This is a genomic window from Paenibacillus sp. IHBB 3054 (genome assembly GCF_051594305.1).
Taxonomy (GTDB): domain Bacteria; phylum Bacillota; class Bacilli; order Paenibacillales; family Paenibacillaceae; genus Paenibacillus_AQ.
Genome location: NZ_JBOFBG010000024.1, coordinates 1 through 17,738 on the forward strand (window position 1 = coordinate 1; position 17,738 = coordinate 17,738).

16 protein-coding genes and 1 riboswitch are annotated in these 17,738 nt (G+C 42.3%); of the genes, 3 read left to right on the plus strand and 13 right to left on the minus strand.

The window, feature by feature from the left end; all coding sequences use genetic code 11:
• The 8 genes from ACQ76X_RS22675 to ACQ76X_RS22710 form a co-directional block, all read right to left on the minus strand.
• Nucleotides 1-750: AAA family ATPase (locus tag ACQ76X_RS22675; RefSeq protein WP_438496026.1), on the minus strand; the 750-nt coding region annotated here is incomplete at its 3' end.
• A gap of 139 nt (nucleotides 751-889) precedes the next feature.
• On the minus strand, nucleotides 890-3,547 hold the full coding sequence (locus tag ACQ76X_RS22680; RefSeq protein WP_438496027.1) for an ABC transporter permease: 2,658 nt from the start codon (nucleotides 3,545-3,547) through the stop codon (nucleotides 890-892).
• Entirely contained in the window at nucleotides 3,544-4,230 is a 687-nt protein-coding gene (locus ACQ76X_RS22685; protein ID WP_438496028.1) for an ABC transporter ATP-binding protein, read from the minus strand. The genes ACQ76X_RS22680 and ACQ76X_RS22685 overlap by 4 nt, the downstream gene beginning before the upstream one ends.
• A gap of 86 nt (nucleotides 4,231-4,316) precedes the next feature.
• Nucleotides 4,317-5,576: an ATP-binding protein gene (locus ACQ76X_RS22690; RefSeq protein WP_438496029.1), complete on the minus strand. Its 1,260-nt coding sequence runs from the start codon at nucleotides 5,574-5,576 to the stop codon at nucleotides 4,317-4,319.
• A 3-nt stretch (nucleotides 5,577-5,579) separates the two neighbouring features.
• Nucleotides 5,580-6,275, minus strand: coding sequence for a response regulator transcription factor (locus tag ACQ76X_RS22695; protein ID WP_438496030.1), 696 nt, complete (start codon nucleotides 6,273-6,275; stop codon nucleotides 5,580-5,582).
• A 277-nt stretch (nucleotides 6,276-6,552) separates the two neighbouring features.
• Complete coding sequence (locus tag ACQ76X_RS22700) at nucleotides 6,553-6,741, minus strand: hypothetical protein (RefSeq protein WP_438496031.1); 189 nt, start codon at nucleotides 6,739-6,741, stop codon at nucleotides 6,553-6,555.
• Between the two features lie 162 nt (nucleotides 6,742-6,903).
• The gene (locus ACQ76X_RS22705) at nucleotides 6,904-8,325 is read right to left on the minus strand and encodes a flotillin family protein (protein ID WP_438496032.1); all 1,422 of its coding nucleotides are present in this window, start codon (nucleotides 8,323-8,325) and stop codon (nucleotides 6,904-6,906) included.
• 22 nt (nucleotides 8,326-8,347) lie between these two features.
• On the minus strand, nucleotides 8,348-8,848 hold the full coding sequence (locus ACQ76X_RS22710) for a hypothetical protein (protein ID WP_438496033.1): 501 nt from the start codon (nucleotides 8,846-8,848) through the stop codon (nucleotides 8,348-8,350).
• A 203-nt stretch (nucleotides 8,849-9,051) separates the two neighbouring features.
• Nucleotides 9,052-9,239: riboswitch (cyclic di-AMP (ydaO/yuaA leader) on the minus strand.
• Nucleotides 9,240-9,556: 317 nt separating this feature from the next.
• On the opposite strand from ACQ76X_RS22710, the gene ACQ76X_RS22715 reads away from it, so the two are divergent.
• The 3 genes from ACQ76X_RS22715 to ACQ76X_RS22725 are packed head-to-tail and all read left to right on the plus strand — an operon-like array spanning nucleotide 9,557 to nucleotide 13,248.
• A complete protein-coding gene (locus ACQ76X_RS22715) occupies nucleotides 9,557-10,981 on the plus strand; it encodes a spore germination protein (RefSeq protein WP_438496034.1) in 1,425 nt (474 codons plus the stop codon).
• A 36-nt stretch (nucleotides 10,982-11,017) separates the two neighbouring features.
• Entirely contained in the window at nucleotides 11,018-12,112 is a 1,095-nt protein-coding gene (locus tag ACQ76X_RS22720) for a GerAB/ArcD/ProY family transporter (protein WP_438496035.1), read from the plus strand.
• A gap of 8 nt (nucleotides 12,113-12,120) precedes the next feature.
• The gene (locus ACQ76X_RS22725) at nucleotides 12,121-13,248 is read left to right on the plus strand and encodes a Ger(x)C family spore germination protein (protein WP_438496036.1); all 1,128 of its coding nucleotides are present in this window, start codon (nucleotides 12,121-12,123) and stop codon (nucleotides 13,246-13,248) included.
• Nucleotides 13,249-13,286: 38 nt separating this feature from the next.
• Here the strand turns inward: ACQ76X_RS22725 and ACQ76X_RS22730 are convergent, their stop codons facing one another.
• The 5 genes from ACQ76X_RS22730 to ACQ76X_RS22750 all read right to left on the minus strand — a co-directional run bounded on the left by ACQ76X_RS22730 (nucleotide 13,287) and on the right by ACQ76X_RS22750 (nucleotide 17,671).
• Nucleotides 13,287-13,559, minus strand: coding sequence for a hypothetical protein (locus ACQ76X_RS22730; protein WP_438496037.1), 273 nt, complete (start codon nucleotides 13,557-13,559; stop codon nucleotides 13,287-13,289).
• 11 nt (nucleotides 13,560-13,570) lie between these two features.
• Nucleotides 13,571-14,362 (minus strand): SPL family radical SAM protein, encoded by a 792-nt coding sequence (locus tag ACQ76X_RS22735; RefSeq protein WP_438496038.1) that lies wholly within the window; start codon nucleotides 14,360-14,362, stop codon nucleotides 13,571-13,573.
• A gap of 641 nt (nucleotides 14,363-15,003) precedes the next feature.
• Nucleotides 15,004-15,810 (minus strand): Nif3-like dinuclear metal center hexameric protein, encoded by an 807-nt coding sequence (locus ACQ76X_RS22740; RefSeq protein WP_438496039.1) that lies wholly within the window; start codon nucleotides 15,808-15,810, stop codon nucleotides 15,004-15,006.
• Between the two features lie 31 nt (nucleotides 15,811-15,841).
• Nucleotides 15,842-16,735: a carbohydrate ABC transporter permease gene (locus ACQ76X_RS22745; protein WP_438496040.1), complete on the minus strand. Its 894-nt coding sequence runs from the start codon at nucleotides 16,733-16,735 to the stop codon at nucleotides 15,842-15,844.
• 12 nt (nucleotides 16,736-16,747) lie between these two features.
• Nucleotides 16,748-17,671 (minus strand): ABC transporter permease, encoded by a 924-nt coding sequence (locus ACQ76X_RS22750; RefSeq protein WP_438496041.1) that lies wholly within the window; start codon nucleotides 17,669-17,671, stop codon nucleotides 16,748-16,750.
• Between the last annotated feature and the right edge of the window lie 67 nt (nucleotides 17,672-17,738).

Genomic DNA, 17,738 nt, shown 5'->3' on the forward strand with positions numbered 1-17,738 from the left:
TTCAAACCATTCTGTTGTTTGAAGAGGCTTGGCATCCAGATTATAAATTTTTGCATGTAATGTGCCTAAAACAAAAGGAGAATGAGTGGCAATAATAAATTGACTATCAAAATATCGTGCCAGCTCATTTATTTGTTCAGCCATCCGTATTTGATTGGCAGGAGAAAGTGACGTTTCCGGCTCGTCCAATAAATACAATTGCCCAGGTAGCAGATATTCCTCAAAAAACTGCATGGACGTTTCTCCATTAGAGTATTTTTCTTGTGAGAATTGAATGTCCTCCAGCTTCTTTTTAAACGCATACGTAGCTTCATATTGTGCCGCCTGAGCCTTGCTCATTCCATTGTTAATCTGCTCATTTATTATTCCCTCACGCAGCACGGAAGATTGCTGTATCTTCTTGATCTCATATAAAATATCCTCTGATTTCAGATATCGGCTTCCTTTTGGAAGTTGCCTGATTTCATGCTCGTGCTCATCATGCCCAAGCTGATAGCTACTCAAATCAAGGAATCGCTGAGCATAAATACTATGCCCATAGCTTGTCATTCTTTCGGCCCCCGAGATTCCCAGCTTGTTAGAAATAACATTGAGTAAAGTGGATTTTCCGCTCCCGTTATTGCCATACAACACAGTAATTCGATCAAACAAAAGCACCTCTCCAGCCAAGTGCTTAAATACATAATCAGGGTATATGTTGGGATTTCGATCCGTATAATCAGAAAGCTTAAAGCTTCTCAAATAAATCATTGCCGCACTCCTTCTACCTGGCTTATAGTTTGAATTCTATTTTACCAGAAAAAAGGCAATGTATTCTTGATCTATTCTGTTCCCCTACATATGAAGGCACCCCGCATGATTAAAGGGTGCCTGTTTTAAATTCATTATTTTAATTCTCACTCCGGAGAGCATCTACAATACTAATTTTATTCAACCTGTACATTGGCCCAATCGTTGCGACGATCGTCGTAATCATCGAACCTGCGAAAGCGATACCGATACTGTACCACGGGAACACCCAATCTGTATCCAAAGCACTCGCAAAGAGAAGTTGTATTCCATAATTCAGCGTCGTCCCTAGGATAATTCCGATCACGGCGGCAAATAGTCCATAAAATACGCCTTCTAAAATAATCATCTTCCTCACTTCCTTCTGGGTCATGCCGATGGCCTTGAGGGTTGCAAATTCTTTCGTACGAAGAATTAGATTCGTACTTACTGTATTTACAATGTTCAAGAAAGCAATTAGAACAATGACACCGATAAAACCGTAAAGCAAGATACTAAAAGTCTTTGCGTCGTTTTTAGCTTGAGCGACCTCCGCCACTCGATCATTGTAGTTAAAACCAGCGTCTTTCTCAGTTAATGATTTAAGATAGTCTGTTATAGGATGATTTGATATATTGGGATTAGCAAGGATAAAAATTCTAGAATAAATATTGCTACCCATAATATTGGTGTATACTTGTGGTGTCGTAATAAATGTAACAATATGGCTACTAGTATATTCCTTCGATAACAAATCTTGATTGACGATTCCGACCACTGTCACAGTTTGATATTCTTTATGACTTCCGTCAACTGTTCGAATTTTGATGTGATCTCCAACCTTAAATTGGGTTTGATCGAGAATTAGTTGTTTGCCTTCTTCTGTCATCATCTTTATTTTTTGTTGGACGATAACGCCATTCTCTTGGTTCATTTTCTCTTTGTCAATCTTCCCGGCCGTGAGTTTGGATTGCAGAGCATCCAAGCCATTGTCTCCGTAGGACACAAGGAAATTATTATCTGTCCGATACCCTTTTCCTTCGGCAACGACGTATCGATTCTTATGAAATCCATAATATTTGGGATTGATCTTATCCTTAGGGATGATTGCGTCTACTTGATTACTGTAAAACTTGTAGGCTTGTTGAACAGAATCAAGCTTAGAAACATCCCGATACACAGTATCGTCTATTCGTTTTGAAGGACCATCATAGGAAAGTGAATAAGAATACTGCGCACCTGAGAGCTGTGTTGTTCGCTGCATGAAATCAACCAAACCACTAAATACAATAAATAAAATAATACTAATAATCATGGAAAAGGCTGTAATCCGAAAACGTTTCTTGTTCCGTTGCAAATTTCTGCTGGCGAATTGCCCTACGATGCCAAACAGCTTTTTAATGAACAAAGACTTTTTGACCTTTGTGATATTTTCAACCTTCGAGCTTCCCTCATTTTTCAGCGCTTCAAGAGGATATACGCGAGCTGCTTGTTTTGCTGGTCCAATAGCGGAAAGGTATACGCTCAGCAAGCCTAATAAACCGGCAGAGATTAGAATCGGTAGGGAAATGACCATTCTCATATCATTTAAGAAACCTAACGTTAACAAGCTGATATTGTAAAACAATACCTTCATAAAAAGGGTTCCCGTGAGAATCCCGATGGGTATGCCGATCAAGCTTATCAGGGCCGCTTCTTGCATCACAATTTTTCGAATTTGGGCTGGTGTAGCTCCAATGCATCTTAACATACCGAATTGTGAAATCCGCTCCAGTACAGAAATATGAAAAATATTATAAATCATTGCAATCGTACAAATCATTATAATCGCAATGACAGCAGCGAAAGTTAAGATTAAGCTGTTATTCACACCTTCATAAATGCTTTTGCCATACAATTTAAGCAGCTCATTATTGTACTCAATTCTTACATTCTTAATAAAGTTATCCCTATCCAGTTGCATAGCGGAACCTTGTTCGACATTACTTAGCTGTAACGAGGACATCAAGGCTTCCGTCTTTTCTTTGATGTCATTCAAAGATTTCATTTTGACGTAAATAAAGTAATTTTTGTTGTTATCGATACTCTTGTTATCATCGAAAGTAATTGCAGGAAAGATGTATCCGGAAGACCAATTCACTTTGCTTGACGGCTTCATAAAGCCTACAACAGTATATTCTCTTTGGGATTGAGCTTGGAAGGCTTCGTCAAGATCCCAACCAAAATCGCCAAGTCCGTTAATCTTTTTGTCTTCACCAGTTGACGCCACCTTCCGGACTCCAAGGTTTAGCGTAATCGTTTCGCCAAGCTTTGGTTTTTTAGAAAAATAACTCAGACTCGATGGTGAAAGGATAATTTCATCCGATTTTTCCGGGTACCTGCCCGAGTCTAGCTGTGACTGAAGCATGTTCATTGCATTCGCATTATATCCCTTGACATTCAAGTACCGGTAGGGTGCGGCAAACGGATCTTCCTTCTTTTCCTTTTCTGTTGTCTCCCTAATGACAGCATATCCTTCTCTACTGATGACACCGGCACTTTTTACGGTTGCATTGTTTTTGACTTTCGGAACTGCTTCTCCTGAAATACCATTGAGAGAGACGTGGTAATCTCCGAAGTCCCGCATGGTTTGTCTGACTGACTTATCCCAATAGCTCATCCCGATTGTTCCAATGGAAGTAAACAGCGTAACCGATAAGATTATACCGAAGATTGTAAGCAGCGATCTTTTTTTCTGTCCCTTTAAATATTTTCCAGTAAGATCTGTGTAGCTTTTCAACTTTCACTCACCTCATTTGCCTGTAGAAGGACTCCGTCTTCGATTCTTACGACTCGATCTGCGATTTTAGCAATATTCAAATCGTGCGTGATCATGATTAACGTCTGATTATATTTTTTAACGGAAAACCTAAGTAAATCCATAATTTCCTTGCTGCTTTTACTATCCAGATTTCCGGTAGGTTCATCCGCCAAAATAATCGACGGTTTATTAATTAACGCACGGCCAATCGCCGTTCTTTGCTGTTGTCCGCCTGACAATTCGGATGGAAGATGATGTCTCCGCTCGGTCAGACCTAATATACCCATTAATTCCTGAACATAATTTTCATCTACCCTTTTGTTCTCCAATAACATCGGTAACTTGATATTTTCCTCTGTAGATAGGACCGGGATCAGATTGTAGGATTGAAAAATAAATCCTATTTTTCGTCTTCGGAATACAGCGAGCTCCTCTTCACTTCTGGAATAAAGATCCGCATCATCGATGATGACCTGTCCACTAGATGGGCGGTCCACTCCACCTAGAAGATGCATTAAGGTACTTTTTCCTGATCCACTGGCTCCTACGATGGCAACAAATTCTCCATGTTGAACAGAGAAATTGACACTTTTTAAAGCTTCAACCTTTGCCTCTGCACTTCCATAGGTTTTGCATAAATTAATAGTTTTTAGTATTTCCACCTGTTTACCTCCTGAGTAATGTTTCACTTTGTATGTTTGTTATTATAAAGATCGAAGCTTACAATAAAGTGAAGAGGAAGCTTACGTTATTGTAAGCTTCCTCCACTATCCCAGGTATTAAACGAAACTCTAAATTCTGTTCCTAGCCCTATCTGACTTACAACCGTGATCATACCGCCTTGCTCTTCAATAATGGACTTGGATAAGGACAAGCCAATGCCAAGACTTTGCGGCTTTGTCGTGCTTCTCCCTCTATAAAATCGTTCAAAAATGTGAGGCAAATCTTCTGGGGAAATGCCTTCTCCTTGATCTCGAATGATTACTGTCTGGAATAGTGAATTTTTTTCTAAAGTAACATCAATTCCGCCCTCTAGTGGCGTATGTTCCAGTGCATTTTTAATCAAGTTAATCAAGGCTTCTGTTAGCCATTCTTCATCCGCCCAAACATACATATCTTCTCCACCATGAATGTGAATCCTCTGCTTCCTTTGCTCGGATAACATTCGCAACGAATGTACAGCATGATCGATCATTTCTCTTACTCGAACACGTTCTATCCGGAACGTTATTGCTCCGGCTTCGACCCGTGCCAGCTTCAGTAAACTGATAATGAGCCATTCCATTCGCTCTAGTTGTTGACGGCTTCGATCCAGAAATTTCGTTCTCATTTCTCCCTTCATATGAGGATCATTCAGCAAATTCTCATTAAAAACGATGAGGGATGCTAGTGGCGTTTTGAGCTGATGCGAAATATCGGAAAGCAGGTTGCGTAGAAACATTTTCTCTTGTTGGAGTTGCCGAAGACTGTTGTGTAACCTTTCGGCCATCGCGTTAAAGTTTCGTCCTAATGCGCCAAAGTCTCCTTCATCCTTCTCCGGAAGCGGTTGATCAAACTGATGTTCAACAACTTGCTCCGCTGCAAAGGTTATGGTTCGAATCTTGTCAAATATTTTGCGGTATTCCCATCCCAATAACAGCAGAAATGGAATACTAAAAAGCAAAACTTGAGCCGCCGTTTTCATGGGTAAGGCGTTATCCGAGAGGACAGGTTGATCATTTACGGGCATATCTTCCTTATATGCATATTGAGCCAGGCTGCGTTTTCCCTCTACGATTTCATCTTCTTGTGCACCCTGAGTGATAAAGTGGATAATTTCATTTTCTAGTTGAGGAGCTTGCTTCAAAACATAACCAATCAATGCAGCATTTTGATTAACCACCGACTTATTGATCTGACTGACTTGATAACTCATATAAAAGAACATGATTCCCGCTAACATAACTTGTAATACGATCGCTTTAACAGTAATAGACTTCCACTCTGGATTACGAACGAATTCATTCATGGTTTATCTCCCTATAACATCTGCATTCCATTTATATCCGACTCCTCGAACGGTAATGATGTATCTCGGTACAGCAGGAACATCCTCGATCTTCTCTCTTAACCTTCTGATATGAACCGAAAGGGTGTTGTTATCAATGAATTCTCCTGACATATCCCACAGACTGTTAAGAATGATACTTCTGCTGCAAATTTGCTTGGGGTGAGTCATTAACATCAATAACAAACGATACTCCAGCCCCGTCAACAAAAGTTCCTGATTGTATTTAAGAACAATTCCTTCTAGAACTCGAACTTCAATATCGTCGGATATCCATCTGTTCGGTTCATCCGTGGGTTTATGATTGCGCCTTAATACGGCTTTCATTCTAGATAGAAGTTCTTTGGTACGGAGCGGTTTGGTCATATAATCATCTGCGCCCAAATCAAGTCCAGCAACAACATTTGTCTCCTCATCCAAAGCTGTCAAGAAAATGATGGGAACCTGGGATGATGCACGGATTTCCTTACACAGGTCATACCCTGAACCATCAGGTAAATTTATATCCAACAAAATTAAATCGACGTCGTCTGTCTTTAATGCCTTCCTGGCTTCTTCCAAGCTACCGGCAATAACAACGGTATATCCTTCACTCGTTAAAGTATATTCAATACCGAACACCAAATTATCATCATCTTCAACCAGTAAAATTCGATTCATTGAGCACCTCAGTTTAATTCAAGAAAGTTTTTAAAGTTAAGCTACACCATTTTTTCACTGTATCATGAAAGATATCTTTCACAAAGCTGTTTAGTGGAAAATTTATTTAAGGCAACTCTGGTTCACCCATTAAACAACGAAAAGAACTTTGGAAACGATACGATTCTTACAATATAAACGGATGGCTTTAGAAACAACACATTAGGAGTATAACGTAATAATCATTTTTTAAGCCGATCCAGAAAAGGATCGGCTTATTTTTATAGCTTACTTAAGATCAATCACGTTTGTTCTCAACAGATTTCATACGGTTTTGATCGTCAGGCACCCGGTCAGTACTGAATTCCTGCCCTGCTTCTAATTCACCATGGCCGCAAACACTTCGGGAGAAATTTGTGAACTGCCTTTTTTGCTCATCCAGCTCGTGTTTTCGCTTAAGCAGCTCCTGCGGATCCTGATTTGTCATAATGTTAACCTCCTAGGAAATCAAAATAAGTCTCCAAAAATGGAATCATGCTGTTTATTCGCACTACAGAAGTTTTCCATAATAGAGCGGTGCTTATGCAACGAATTCAAAATCCTAGCTTGTGTCAGATCACTTCTATACTAAGTTTACGAAGCTATAGAATTATTGCTCTTTCTCCCGGCCGAGCAGCCCGCTGAGAGCCTCTGTCACGTTCATACCGGTAAGCGACTGCGTCAATTCAGGAATCTGGGCCATGATTTTGGCGATATCGCCGGTAATTTTGTTCACGCCGGATGAAGCTCCATCCTGAGATATCACTGTAATCTTATCGACCTTGGCCAGCGGGGAAGCGATTTTGTCAGCCAGCTCTGGCAGAACCTTCAAGAATTCCACTATAAGTGCGGCTTGCGTGAACTGTTTGTACGCTTCGGCTTTCTTCTCCAGTGCCCCCGCTTCCGCCGCTCCGGCCAGTTGAACAATTTCCGCATTGGCTTTCCCCTTCGCCAGTTCTGCTTCCGCTGTTGCCAGCCCCCGTTTGGTCATAGTGGCCGCCTCTGCTTCCGCCTCAAGAATTTGCCGCTGCTTGGCTGCTTCCGCTCTCATGATCGTAGCCTGGTTCTCCGCCTCAGCAGGCTTGATCACCGTTGCCTCCAGCTCCTTCTGTCTCAGCTCAACTTCGATTTCCCGGACGGTCCGGTTGGCCTCCGCTTCCATCTGCGTGATCTTGACCTGTTCGGTAACCAGCGACTGCTTGATTTTGTTCTGCTGCAATTCGTACGCAAGATCCGCTTGTGCTTTTTTCACTTCTGTCTCCAGCTTAAAATCCGCCTGCTTAATGTTCAAATCCTTCTCGAACAGAGATTCCTTGGCGCGGGCGGCGGTTCCCGCTTCAATGGTGGCCTGATGCGCATTGGCTTTGGCAATGGAGGATTCTTTCTCCGCCTCGGCTTGCTTGATCTGAATGTCACGTTCCGCTTCCGCCTTGGCGATGCTGGCATCGCGGCGGATGCGCTCAATTTCCGGAACCCCCATATTGTCGATATACCCTTTGTCGTCAGTAATTTTCTTAATGGTGAAGCTGACCACCTCAAGCCCCATCTTGTCGAGGTCTTCCGAGCAGGTCTCCCGCATCTTGCTGTTGATTTCGTCAGGTGTCTTTAGAATGGATTCCACCGTTAATTGTCCGATCAAGCCGCGCAAATGGCCTTCCACCGAATGCAGGATAATCGTCTCGCGGTCTTCTTCCGGCCTGTCGATAAACTGCTCACTGGCAGTCAGAATAGCGGTAGGATCGCTTTTAATCTTAATCTGGGCTACCGCCTCCAGGTTGAGCTTGATGCCCTGCCGGGAGAACATCGCCTGCGCCGGGATGACATCGAAGCTCATCAGCATCATGGAGATGGTCTTATTGTTCTGGAAACCGGGGATGACGAAGGTCCCGCCGCCCTGAACCACTCTTTTTCCGCCGAGGCCGTACACAATCATCGCCTGATTGGGCGGAACCTTTTTATAAGCGTTCACTATACTGAACAAAGCCAGCAGGATAACAACAACAATTGCCGAGATTAAATAAAGAATAACCATTCGGTTCGACACTCCCCGTTATTTATAATTGTTCGATTTCCCTCTCGAAAAGGGTTACTACCGCCATTCCTTTATCCACCTTCAAAATAATCACCCTGTCGCCCTTGGCGAGCTGCTGGCCGGTTTCTGCCCGCACTCCAATGGAACGCATCGTTCCATGCAGCACATATTTCATTTCTCCAACAGCTCCATCCACTGCAGAAATGCTGATGTACCCGAGTTGTCCCGCCTGCTCATAATCCATTTTATTCATGCTACTGTCATACCGAGTCATCACCCGGGCCAGCACCGCATACATCAGACAGCCTAGGAGTAAGGCAATCAGCGTGCAGATCAGCACTACTGCAAGCATATTCATTCCGCTGAACCGGGTAAGCACATAACCACTGCCTCCCCAGACCGCGACAAACACCATCAGAGGGAGTATGGGCACAAAGCCCGGACCACCAGCATCGCCACCTCCCACATGCAGATGACCCGCAAGGCCATGCCCATGAAATCCGCCGCTGAGGAGAAGCAGCAATCCAACCCAGAAGCACACGATAAATACAGTAACGATAACAATCCCCCCTTTAAAGCATTTTAGATAGTGCCCAATGACTCTGATTTTCGTTGTTATAAGATTTCTAAACCCTCATACAGATCATCTTTCCTTTCTGCATGCGCAGCAAAAAGACCACAGAAGCGTCAGGGCTCTCCGTGGTCGGTTAATCGATCATGGCGCTCATCCTCTCTCTTTCGAGGCTTACGGGGTTAGCTGACGGATTCGGGCAGCGAGATTGCCCTACCTTGCCAAATCGGCTTTTCAGCACGCAGCAAGGATTCACCCCAAGTGAGCTGCAGCTATCTGAGCAAAAGCCGCATTCACCATTGGTTCCCCCGTTCCCATAATCGGAATTCAGCCATTCGAGAACAGTTATAATACATTCGGTTGTTGATTTGAATCTTACGACTGTGACCATTTAATGTAAAACGTTGCGGATGGTAAAAGAAGCTCAAAATGCCACCACTTCACGAATGAAGGCGCATTCTTTGGTGCTGCTCTTAAGCGGTCGATGATTTGCTCATTTTTGCTCCGCTTCATGTCCTAGTAAACAAAACAGAAACGTATGCTGCTCAACATCATCCGCCGTACTCATCTGCATCACACATTAAAGTTCCTGTCAGGAATATTCTGCAAATCATTCGGGAACGTTAACAGCAAAACTAATCGAAAGTTGAGCGCCTTATAATGACTAACCAAACTCAGACCTCATTTCCTTCTGTAGATCAAAATTCCGATTACATCGAAGCCGCACTGTTCCATACAAGTGACCTCAAAAAAAGAAGCTTATCCTTTCAGGGAAAGGAAGGGATGGTCTTTTATCTGGAGTCTCTCACTGACACGGAATTGATTGAACGAAACGTGATTGTTCCTTTTAGCCGTAATCAGGACAAAGACCTTCCTGAGCTTTTCACAACACTTAGTTTCAGTTTGGAAACAGAACTAAACCAAGGTATTCAGGGACTTCTTGAAGGAAGCTGTCTTTATTTTTTAGAAGGAATGTCTGAATTTTATGTCCTCTTCACTCCTGCCAAATACGAACGAAGCATTAGCGAGCCTGAGAATGAAGGGGTTATTCGGGGACCTCATAACGGTTTTATTGAACAGATGAAGGTTAACTTATACCTGATTCGGAAACAAATTGCCTCCCCAAACCTTATAGTCCGCTACTTCACACTTGGGAAATTCGCCCCCAAACAGGTAGGCTTAGTATATATGGAGAATATCGCCAACCCTGAATTGATAAAGATTGTAGAATCAAGAATAAAGAAAATTTCGCTCGATTGGATAATCTCCACTGGTTTTATTCAGGAATTAACGGAGGATAACTCCTTCTCCATATTTCCACAACTAATCAATACGGAGCGTCCGGACCATACCTCAGCTTATTTGCTGGACGGGTATGTCGCCATACTGCTGGATGGGGACCCTACAGCTCTGATTTTGCCGGCGAGCTTCTTCAGCTTTTATCAGACACCGGATGACTATAACAATCGATGGATGATCGCTTCTTTTGTCCGGTTCATCCGTCTGATCGGCTTTGTAACAGCATTTCAGTTGCCAGCGCTCTACATCGCCACCGTTTCTTTCCACTCCAATGTCCTTCCCTTGCAATTGTTCTTTTCGATTCAAGGTTTATTGACCCGGGTCCCTTTTCCTCCGCTGATTGAAGCGATGCTGCTTGAACTTATATTCGAACTGTTGCGGGAAGCAGGACTCCGTCTGCCCAGCCGTGTAGGTCAAACTATTGGGATTGTTGGGGGGTTAGTTATCGGGGATGCAATTGTTAAGGCAGGATTGGTTTCTTATTCGATGATCATTGTAGTAGCGTTGACTGCCATTGCATCTTTTCTTATCCCTTCCAACGAAATGAGTTCTGCTATCCGGTTTATGCGGTTTCCATTGATGATTGCTGCATCATTATTCGGATATATTGGGATATCATTTGGGTTAACACTCATTTTCATACATTTGTGCAAGCTAGAATCTTTTGGGCAACCCTACCTTAGACCATTAAGTCCGTTAAAATTTCAAGGCCTGAAAGATACCTTCGTTCGCTTTCCAATTTGGTCCATCCGAAAGAGTACAAGCAACCCAAAAACGGATAAATGATCATTATCCTACACAGTACTTACAGGAGTTGATACGGTGGCTCAAAAAGAAAAAATGATTACAAGGGGACAACTCTTCCTTTTTATTATTCAAGCCCAAATCGGTGTTGGAATTCTGTCTCTTCCTAACAAACTTAACGAAACTGCCAAAGGTGGAGGTGGACTTTCTGTTTTAATTGCAGGGGTTATTACCCAACTCGTCATCATTCTCCTGTGGGTCCTGCTTAAGAAATTCCCCGGACTTAACCTATTCGGGATTTGCATAAAACTTGCAGGCCCGATTATTGGCAGTCTATTGATTATTCTGTACATCGGATACTTTATACTGCTTGGCTCCAATATTATGCTTAGTGCCGTTGAGGTGCTCCGGAGATGGATGCTGCAAACTACGCCAAGATGGGCTGTACTAGCTCTTTTTTCTATCATGACTCTCTACCTCGCAAGAGAAAAACTGACAGTATTGGCTAGATTTTATACGCTGGCTTCCGTGCTTTTTATTCCACTATTTTTATTTATCATCTATGGATTAACTCAAGCCCATCTGGAAAATATGTTACCGCTATTGGAAAAAGGCTTCTGGAATATCGTAAAAGGAGCAAAGGAAACAACCATATCTATGTATGGTTTCGAATTAATGCTGATCATCTACCCGCTGTCTGAAGGTACTGATAAACAAAAATTGATAACGGTCAGTCTTTCTAACTTGTTTGTGACCCTGTTCTATTTCTTCGTGGTCTCTACCTGTCTGATGTTCTTTAACTCCGAGCAAATCAAAATGATTCCCGAACCGGTCATTTACTTAATGAAATCTCTAAGCTTTTTCATTATAGACCGTGCAGATATCTTGTTTTTGCCGATATGGGCCATAACCCTTGTATGTTCTATCGTAAGCTATTGCTATGCAGCGTCCATTGGGCTCAGTGTTTTATTGAGACGGAAAAGTCATCGGAATTTTACTCCGATTGTGAAAATCACTTCATTTATAATCGCGCTTGCGCCAGTAACTTCTGTCGGCATTCATCTACTGGATTCAGCTTCTACGTATGCTGCCTATCTCTTTATTGGTGGACTCCCGCTGGTAATGTTAATCATTTCTCTATTTATAAAGAGAAAAGGAAGTGGCCTTGTATGAGATGTCGCGTGAAAGTAGGAATGGTTGCACTGTCGGTGCTGATTATTCTTTTCCCCCTCAGCCTCACCGGATGCTGGGACCGGGAATATTTAAAGGACTTACATCTAGCCTACAGTGCGGGGTTTGATATAAGTGAAAATGGAATGATAAAGGAAACTGTGGAATTAATCATTCCACCTGATATTGAGCAAAAAGCCACTACGAGCGAAATTCATACAAGTTATGGGCATAACCTGCGTAGTGCCAGCAATGAGATGCGTAATCGAGTGAGGGGAAACATAAGATTTCTTAAAAATGGTTTTCAATTACTCGGAAAGTCAGTGGCAGAGCAAGGCCTTTACTCTAATTTGGATGTAAACTTCAGGGATCCAACCAACCCGACATCCAACGTTAGGGTAATTATTACGGAAGGAAATGCCTCCGACATTCTTGAACAAAAAATGGTTGGGGAATTAAAGATTGGCGATTTCATTACACAAAAGATTGAAAGTCTTGAGGAAATGAGTGTATTTCCAAAAGAAACGTTAGATACCGTGTTCCGATTCCTGAAGGATCCTGGGCAGGACTTTGCACTTCCCTATATAGCTATAGAAGGCAATGAGATTATAACGAAAGGATTGGCCCTTTTTAATGATCAGTATTACAGTGGGATGCTGAACCCGGATCAGTCAATATTACTAGTCCTACTGAAGGGGCAAAAGGGGAAAAATGCGCGATTCACAAAGAAAATTGTTCTGGACTATCCGGATAATATACAGGAGTACATTACCATTAATGTAGGTTTAAAAAAAGTGAAACGGAAATTCAAGGTATCGGTTTCTGCTGACGAAAGTGTTGTTGTCAATTTGGAGTTAAAACTTCAAGCCATCGTAGAAGAGTTTCCCGGAGAGCATTCGCTAAAAGAGAAAGATCTTCAAAAAATAAATCAAGCGCTTTCGGAAATTCTCACAAAGGAAGCTGAATCAGTTGTGGAAGAAGTCCAAAAGGCTAACTGTGATATCTTTGGTGTGGGGAGAAAGCTTATTGCTTATCATCACAATGTCTGGAAGGAGAAAAATTGGTCTGAGGATTATCGTAAAGTACAATTCCACCCTAAAGTGGAGGTGAAAATTGTAGATACCGGGATTCTTGAGTAGAGATGTTCCCAACAATCTAAGGTGAATATCCACTAAGCTCATGAGCTAATATTTGCCGGCGCCAGAATCCGCAGCAGTGTGCTTTTCCTTTGGCCTGAAGCACGACCTTCTGTTGTAACAGGTTCATCATCTTGAATTAGTACGCTCCATCCAGATGGTATTAATGTATTAATATCTTTCAATGGTTGTTCTTCTACCACATCGGATTTGGAAGAAGGATGGAAGTCACTGGAATTAACATTGCTACTATTACAAGCAGATAAAAGGAAAATATTAAAAAGTATTATTAGTACATAACCAATCGTTCTCATAAAGACTCCCCTTAGTCGGTTGAATTACTTGACTCGAATACAAACTTTACTCTCTCAGTTTTACCCCACTTTTCTTTGATATCTTCATAGTAAACATCCGTATTATTATAGATTATGTCTTTGTAAGTCTTAGCTAAATGAGGGTAATGATTGTCGATGAAACGTTCCAACCTTAGTGCTGGTCTAGTGTTTCGTTTTAATCTAACCTTATCTAAAAATACAGGAATGTCTTGATCTATTGCGTTAATCATTGAATCTATATCTGTAATCCCAGGTAAAATCGGAGTAATAAATACCCATACAGTAATTCCCAGTCGGTGTAACTGATTTGCTGTCTGTATATTACTCATAAGAGTATAATCATCGATTTCACTCAACTGTTGCAGGTTAGATAATCCTAAAAGTAAAGTAAATTTGTTCCCCATAGGTTTTATTACATCAATATCTCTAAAGATGAGTTTTGATCCGGCTTTAGTTGTAACCATACATTTCAAGTCTAACTTACTTAATTCAAGTAAACATTTTCTTGTTAATTGGTATTTCCGTTCTATCTCCATATAAGGATCACACTTACTACCCAAGTACACAGTATCTTCTTTATTCCATTGAATAAGTTCTTTTTGCAAAACATCTGGAATATTAACTTTAACATTCAAGTCAGTATTCCAAGTCTCATCTTCTAATTGGAAACAATAAGGACATCCAATTGTACATCCATCATACGGGTCAATAATCGGTATTGTCCCTCCATCCGGGGGATATTCATAAGTCATTGCACTATTAACAAATATTTCTTTTAGCATTTTTACCATCTCCATTCATCATCTTATAACTAGATGGTAAATTAATCCTCAAAAAAAATATAGACTTATAATTACTGATTTGCTATGATGTTGAATAAGGTCTTGAAAAAAATGACATACTTATCCATGGATCATATATGATCTATGGTTTTTTTATGTTTTCGGTTGATTTCAGCTATCGTACTTGCGACAAGGTCTCCTTCTCACTCGATAAAAACTGAAATAAAACCACACTCTTCGTCAAGAAATGCCTAATGCCCAAGCCTTCAAGGGAAGCGCGTTAATGCCTCTTTTAAAATCCTCATTCCCCGCTCAGTGTGAAGCAGCTCATATGGCTGAATGTTATCCAGTGCCGGCACCTTTCTAAAAATCCATTTCTCCGCATCGTTTTCACCCAAGTTATTAATACATAGCCTGCGCGCACAGATAGGCAGAATGCCCTGGAGTACGCATCCCGTCAAACCACCAGCCGTTTATACTCCGAAGTTCATATGAGGGTGATGCACGATTTATTTTAAAATCTCACGGAAATACTACATCTATTGATATGTTATAACGGAAGTTCCTCTGTAATAAACAGCAAAAATCGGGATGGAATTTCTCCGTCCCGATTTATATAATACAATATTAGATCACCGGAATCACAAGTATACAAAGGGTTCCCTGGTATCAACGAACGAAACCGGCAGGCCGCTCACCAGCGGCTTCAGCCATTCAGCCATATGCTTCATTCCCCACTCCTCGGACCTTTCGTGACCAATGACAATCATCGCTTTATTCATGCCAAGCATAGACGCGTCATTAACATAGGCGCATAATGTCCACTCCGTGATATCGCCGCATATCATGACATCCAGCGCTTTATCCCTCATAAGCTCCATGGGCATTTGCTCCCTGCCAAGCCCGAGACTTCCGCCTCCTACCAATATCCCTATGCGGGAGCAAACGGCATCCGGATTTCCGACAATCTGAATGACCTTCATACCAAGTCTCTGCTTCAGGAAACCGGCCAGTGCTCTAACCGTTGTCTCTTCAATCAGATACCCCCAGGAATCTTTGTCGTCAAGCTTCTTATTCTCCCATTCCAGTTCCTTGATAAGACCGTCATAAATCCGGTCCGTGTCCGCAAAATGCATATGGTCGTGAAATCTCCAGATCGCAATTCCATGCTCCTCAATTAGCCTCAGCTTGGCCAAATATACTGGATCCTCTTGAAGCCATTCCAGTTCGTCCTTTCCGGTAAAGTAGGTAGGTTCATGGGTAATAATCAGGTTCGCTCCGATGGCAATGGCCTCTTTAATGACATCCACTGTCGCCATAAATGTCGTAACAATTCCGGTTACTTCCATGCCGGCATGACCACTTGCCAATACATCACAGGTCTGCTCCAGCTTACGGCCACCGCAGCAATCCAGTAAAATCCAGTCAATAACCTCTTGAACATTCATATGTTGCAGCTCCTTTTCATTTTCTCTGCTCTTAGCCTTTTACAGCTCCGATTATAACCCCGCGGGTCAAGTATTTCTGCATAAAGGGAAGAACGAACAAGACCGGCACTATTCCCAGAACGGCCATAGCCATTCGCACTGCTGTGCTTGGCAGCTGTACAGCCTCTGCCCCAATCACGCTGCTGGCCTGGCCGGAATTCAGGAATTGAATGTTGTTCATTAATTGGATCAGCAGATTCTGAATGCCGTACAATTGCGGTTTTGACACAAAATAGAGCGCGTTGATCCAATCGTTCCAGTAGGATAGTCCCATGAACAACCCGACTGTTGCCATAACCGGCATGGACAAAGGAAGCATAATCCGAAAGAAGGTCCGCAGTTCCGAAGCACCATCTATTTGGGATGCCTCAATGATTTCCAGCGGGACGTTGTTTTTGAAATAATTTCGGACCAGCAGCACATTGAAGCCGTTGGACAGCAAATTCGGAACAATAAGCGACCAAATCGTGTTTTTGATATGGAAAAACTGAGTCCACATAATATAGGAAGGCACAATACCACCGCTGAACAGCATCGTAAAAAATACGATAAAGGCCAGTGTATTGTGATATTTGAAATCCGTACGGGACATGGGGTAAGCGAGCATACTTGTAATCAGCAGACCCATACCGGTTCCGAGTATCGTGACCAGGAAGGAAACTCCATAGGCTCTCACAAAGGTGTATGCCGAGGATTTAATATACAAGTACGCTTCAAAGCTGGTGTGTTCGGGAAAAAAACTGTATCCGTTACGGATCAAGGTCGTTTCATCAGTAAACGAAGCAATGATTATCAGAAGGAACGGCATAAAAGCAAATAGGGTCAGTAAGATCATCACAATCGCAGAGAAAATAACAAATGTTCGTTCCCCTCTGGTTTGTATCATAAGTATTTCCTCCTAGAACAGAGCGTTTTCTGAATTAACCTTCTTGACGATGGCATTTACCGTAAGCACAAGAACAAATCCGACCAGGGATTGATAGAGGCCTGCTGCTGCAGACATTCCGATATCATTTAGCTGCATCAAGGCGCGATAGACATACGTATCAATCGTTTGAGTAGTGCTGTACAGTGCGCCTGAGTTCATAGGAACCTGGTAAAAGAGACCAAAGTCCGAGTTGAAAATCCGCCCCATGGACATGAGCACCAGTACAATTACTGTCGGCTTCAAGAGCGGCAGTGTAATCATGCGGATCTGTTTCAGCTTTCCTGCACCATCAATTTTGGCTGCCTCATAAATGCTCTTGTCAATTCCTGCGATGGAAGCGAAATAGACAATAGAGCCATAGCCAGCCGTTTTCCAGATTTGGATTAGAACCAGCAGATAAGGCCAGTATTTCGCCTCTGAATACCAATTGATCTCAGGAAGACCCAGCGGGCGAAGAATGGAGTGGTTGACGAACCCGCTGTCTGCGTTAAGAAATGCAAAGACCAGTAAGGAAAGAACAACCATTGAGATCAGGTTCGGAAGAATCAGCCCTGTCATAAAAAACTTAGAGTACAGCTTGTTCAGCAGCTCCGACATCAGGATGGCAATGATAATAGAAACGACTGTCCCCAGCACTATAAAAGCCACATTGTACAGAAGGGTATTTCTTGTCATAATCCAGGCATCGCTGGTCTGAAACAAAAAGGTAAAGTTACTAAAGCCGATCCAATCGCTTTTAAATATCCCTTTAGCGTAATTGATATCCTTGAAGGCGATAAACACCCCGAACATGGGAATGTAGCTGTTGATCAGAAAGTAGAGCAAGCCCGGAGCGGCCAATAGCAATAGAGGAAGTGTTTTTTTCAGAGGCTTGGATTTACGTTTGGCAATCATCTCGGGATTCACCTCCATAACTGAAAGTAGAACCTGATTAAGATTCTACTCTCAGCAGTATTTTTGG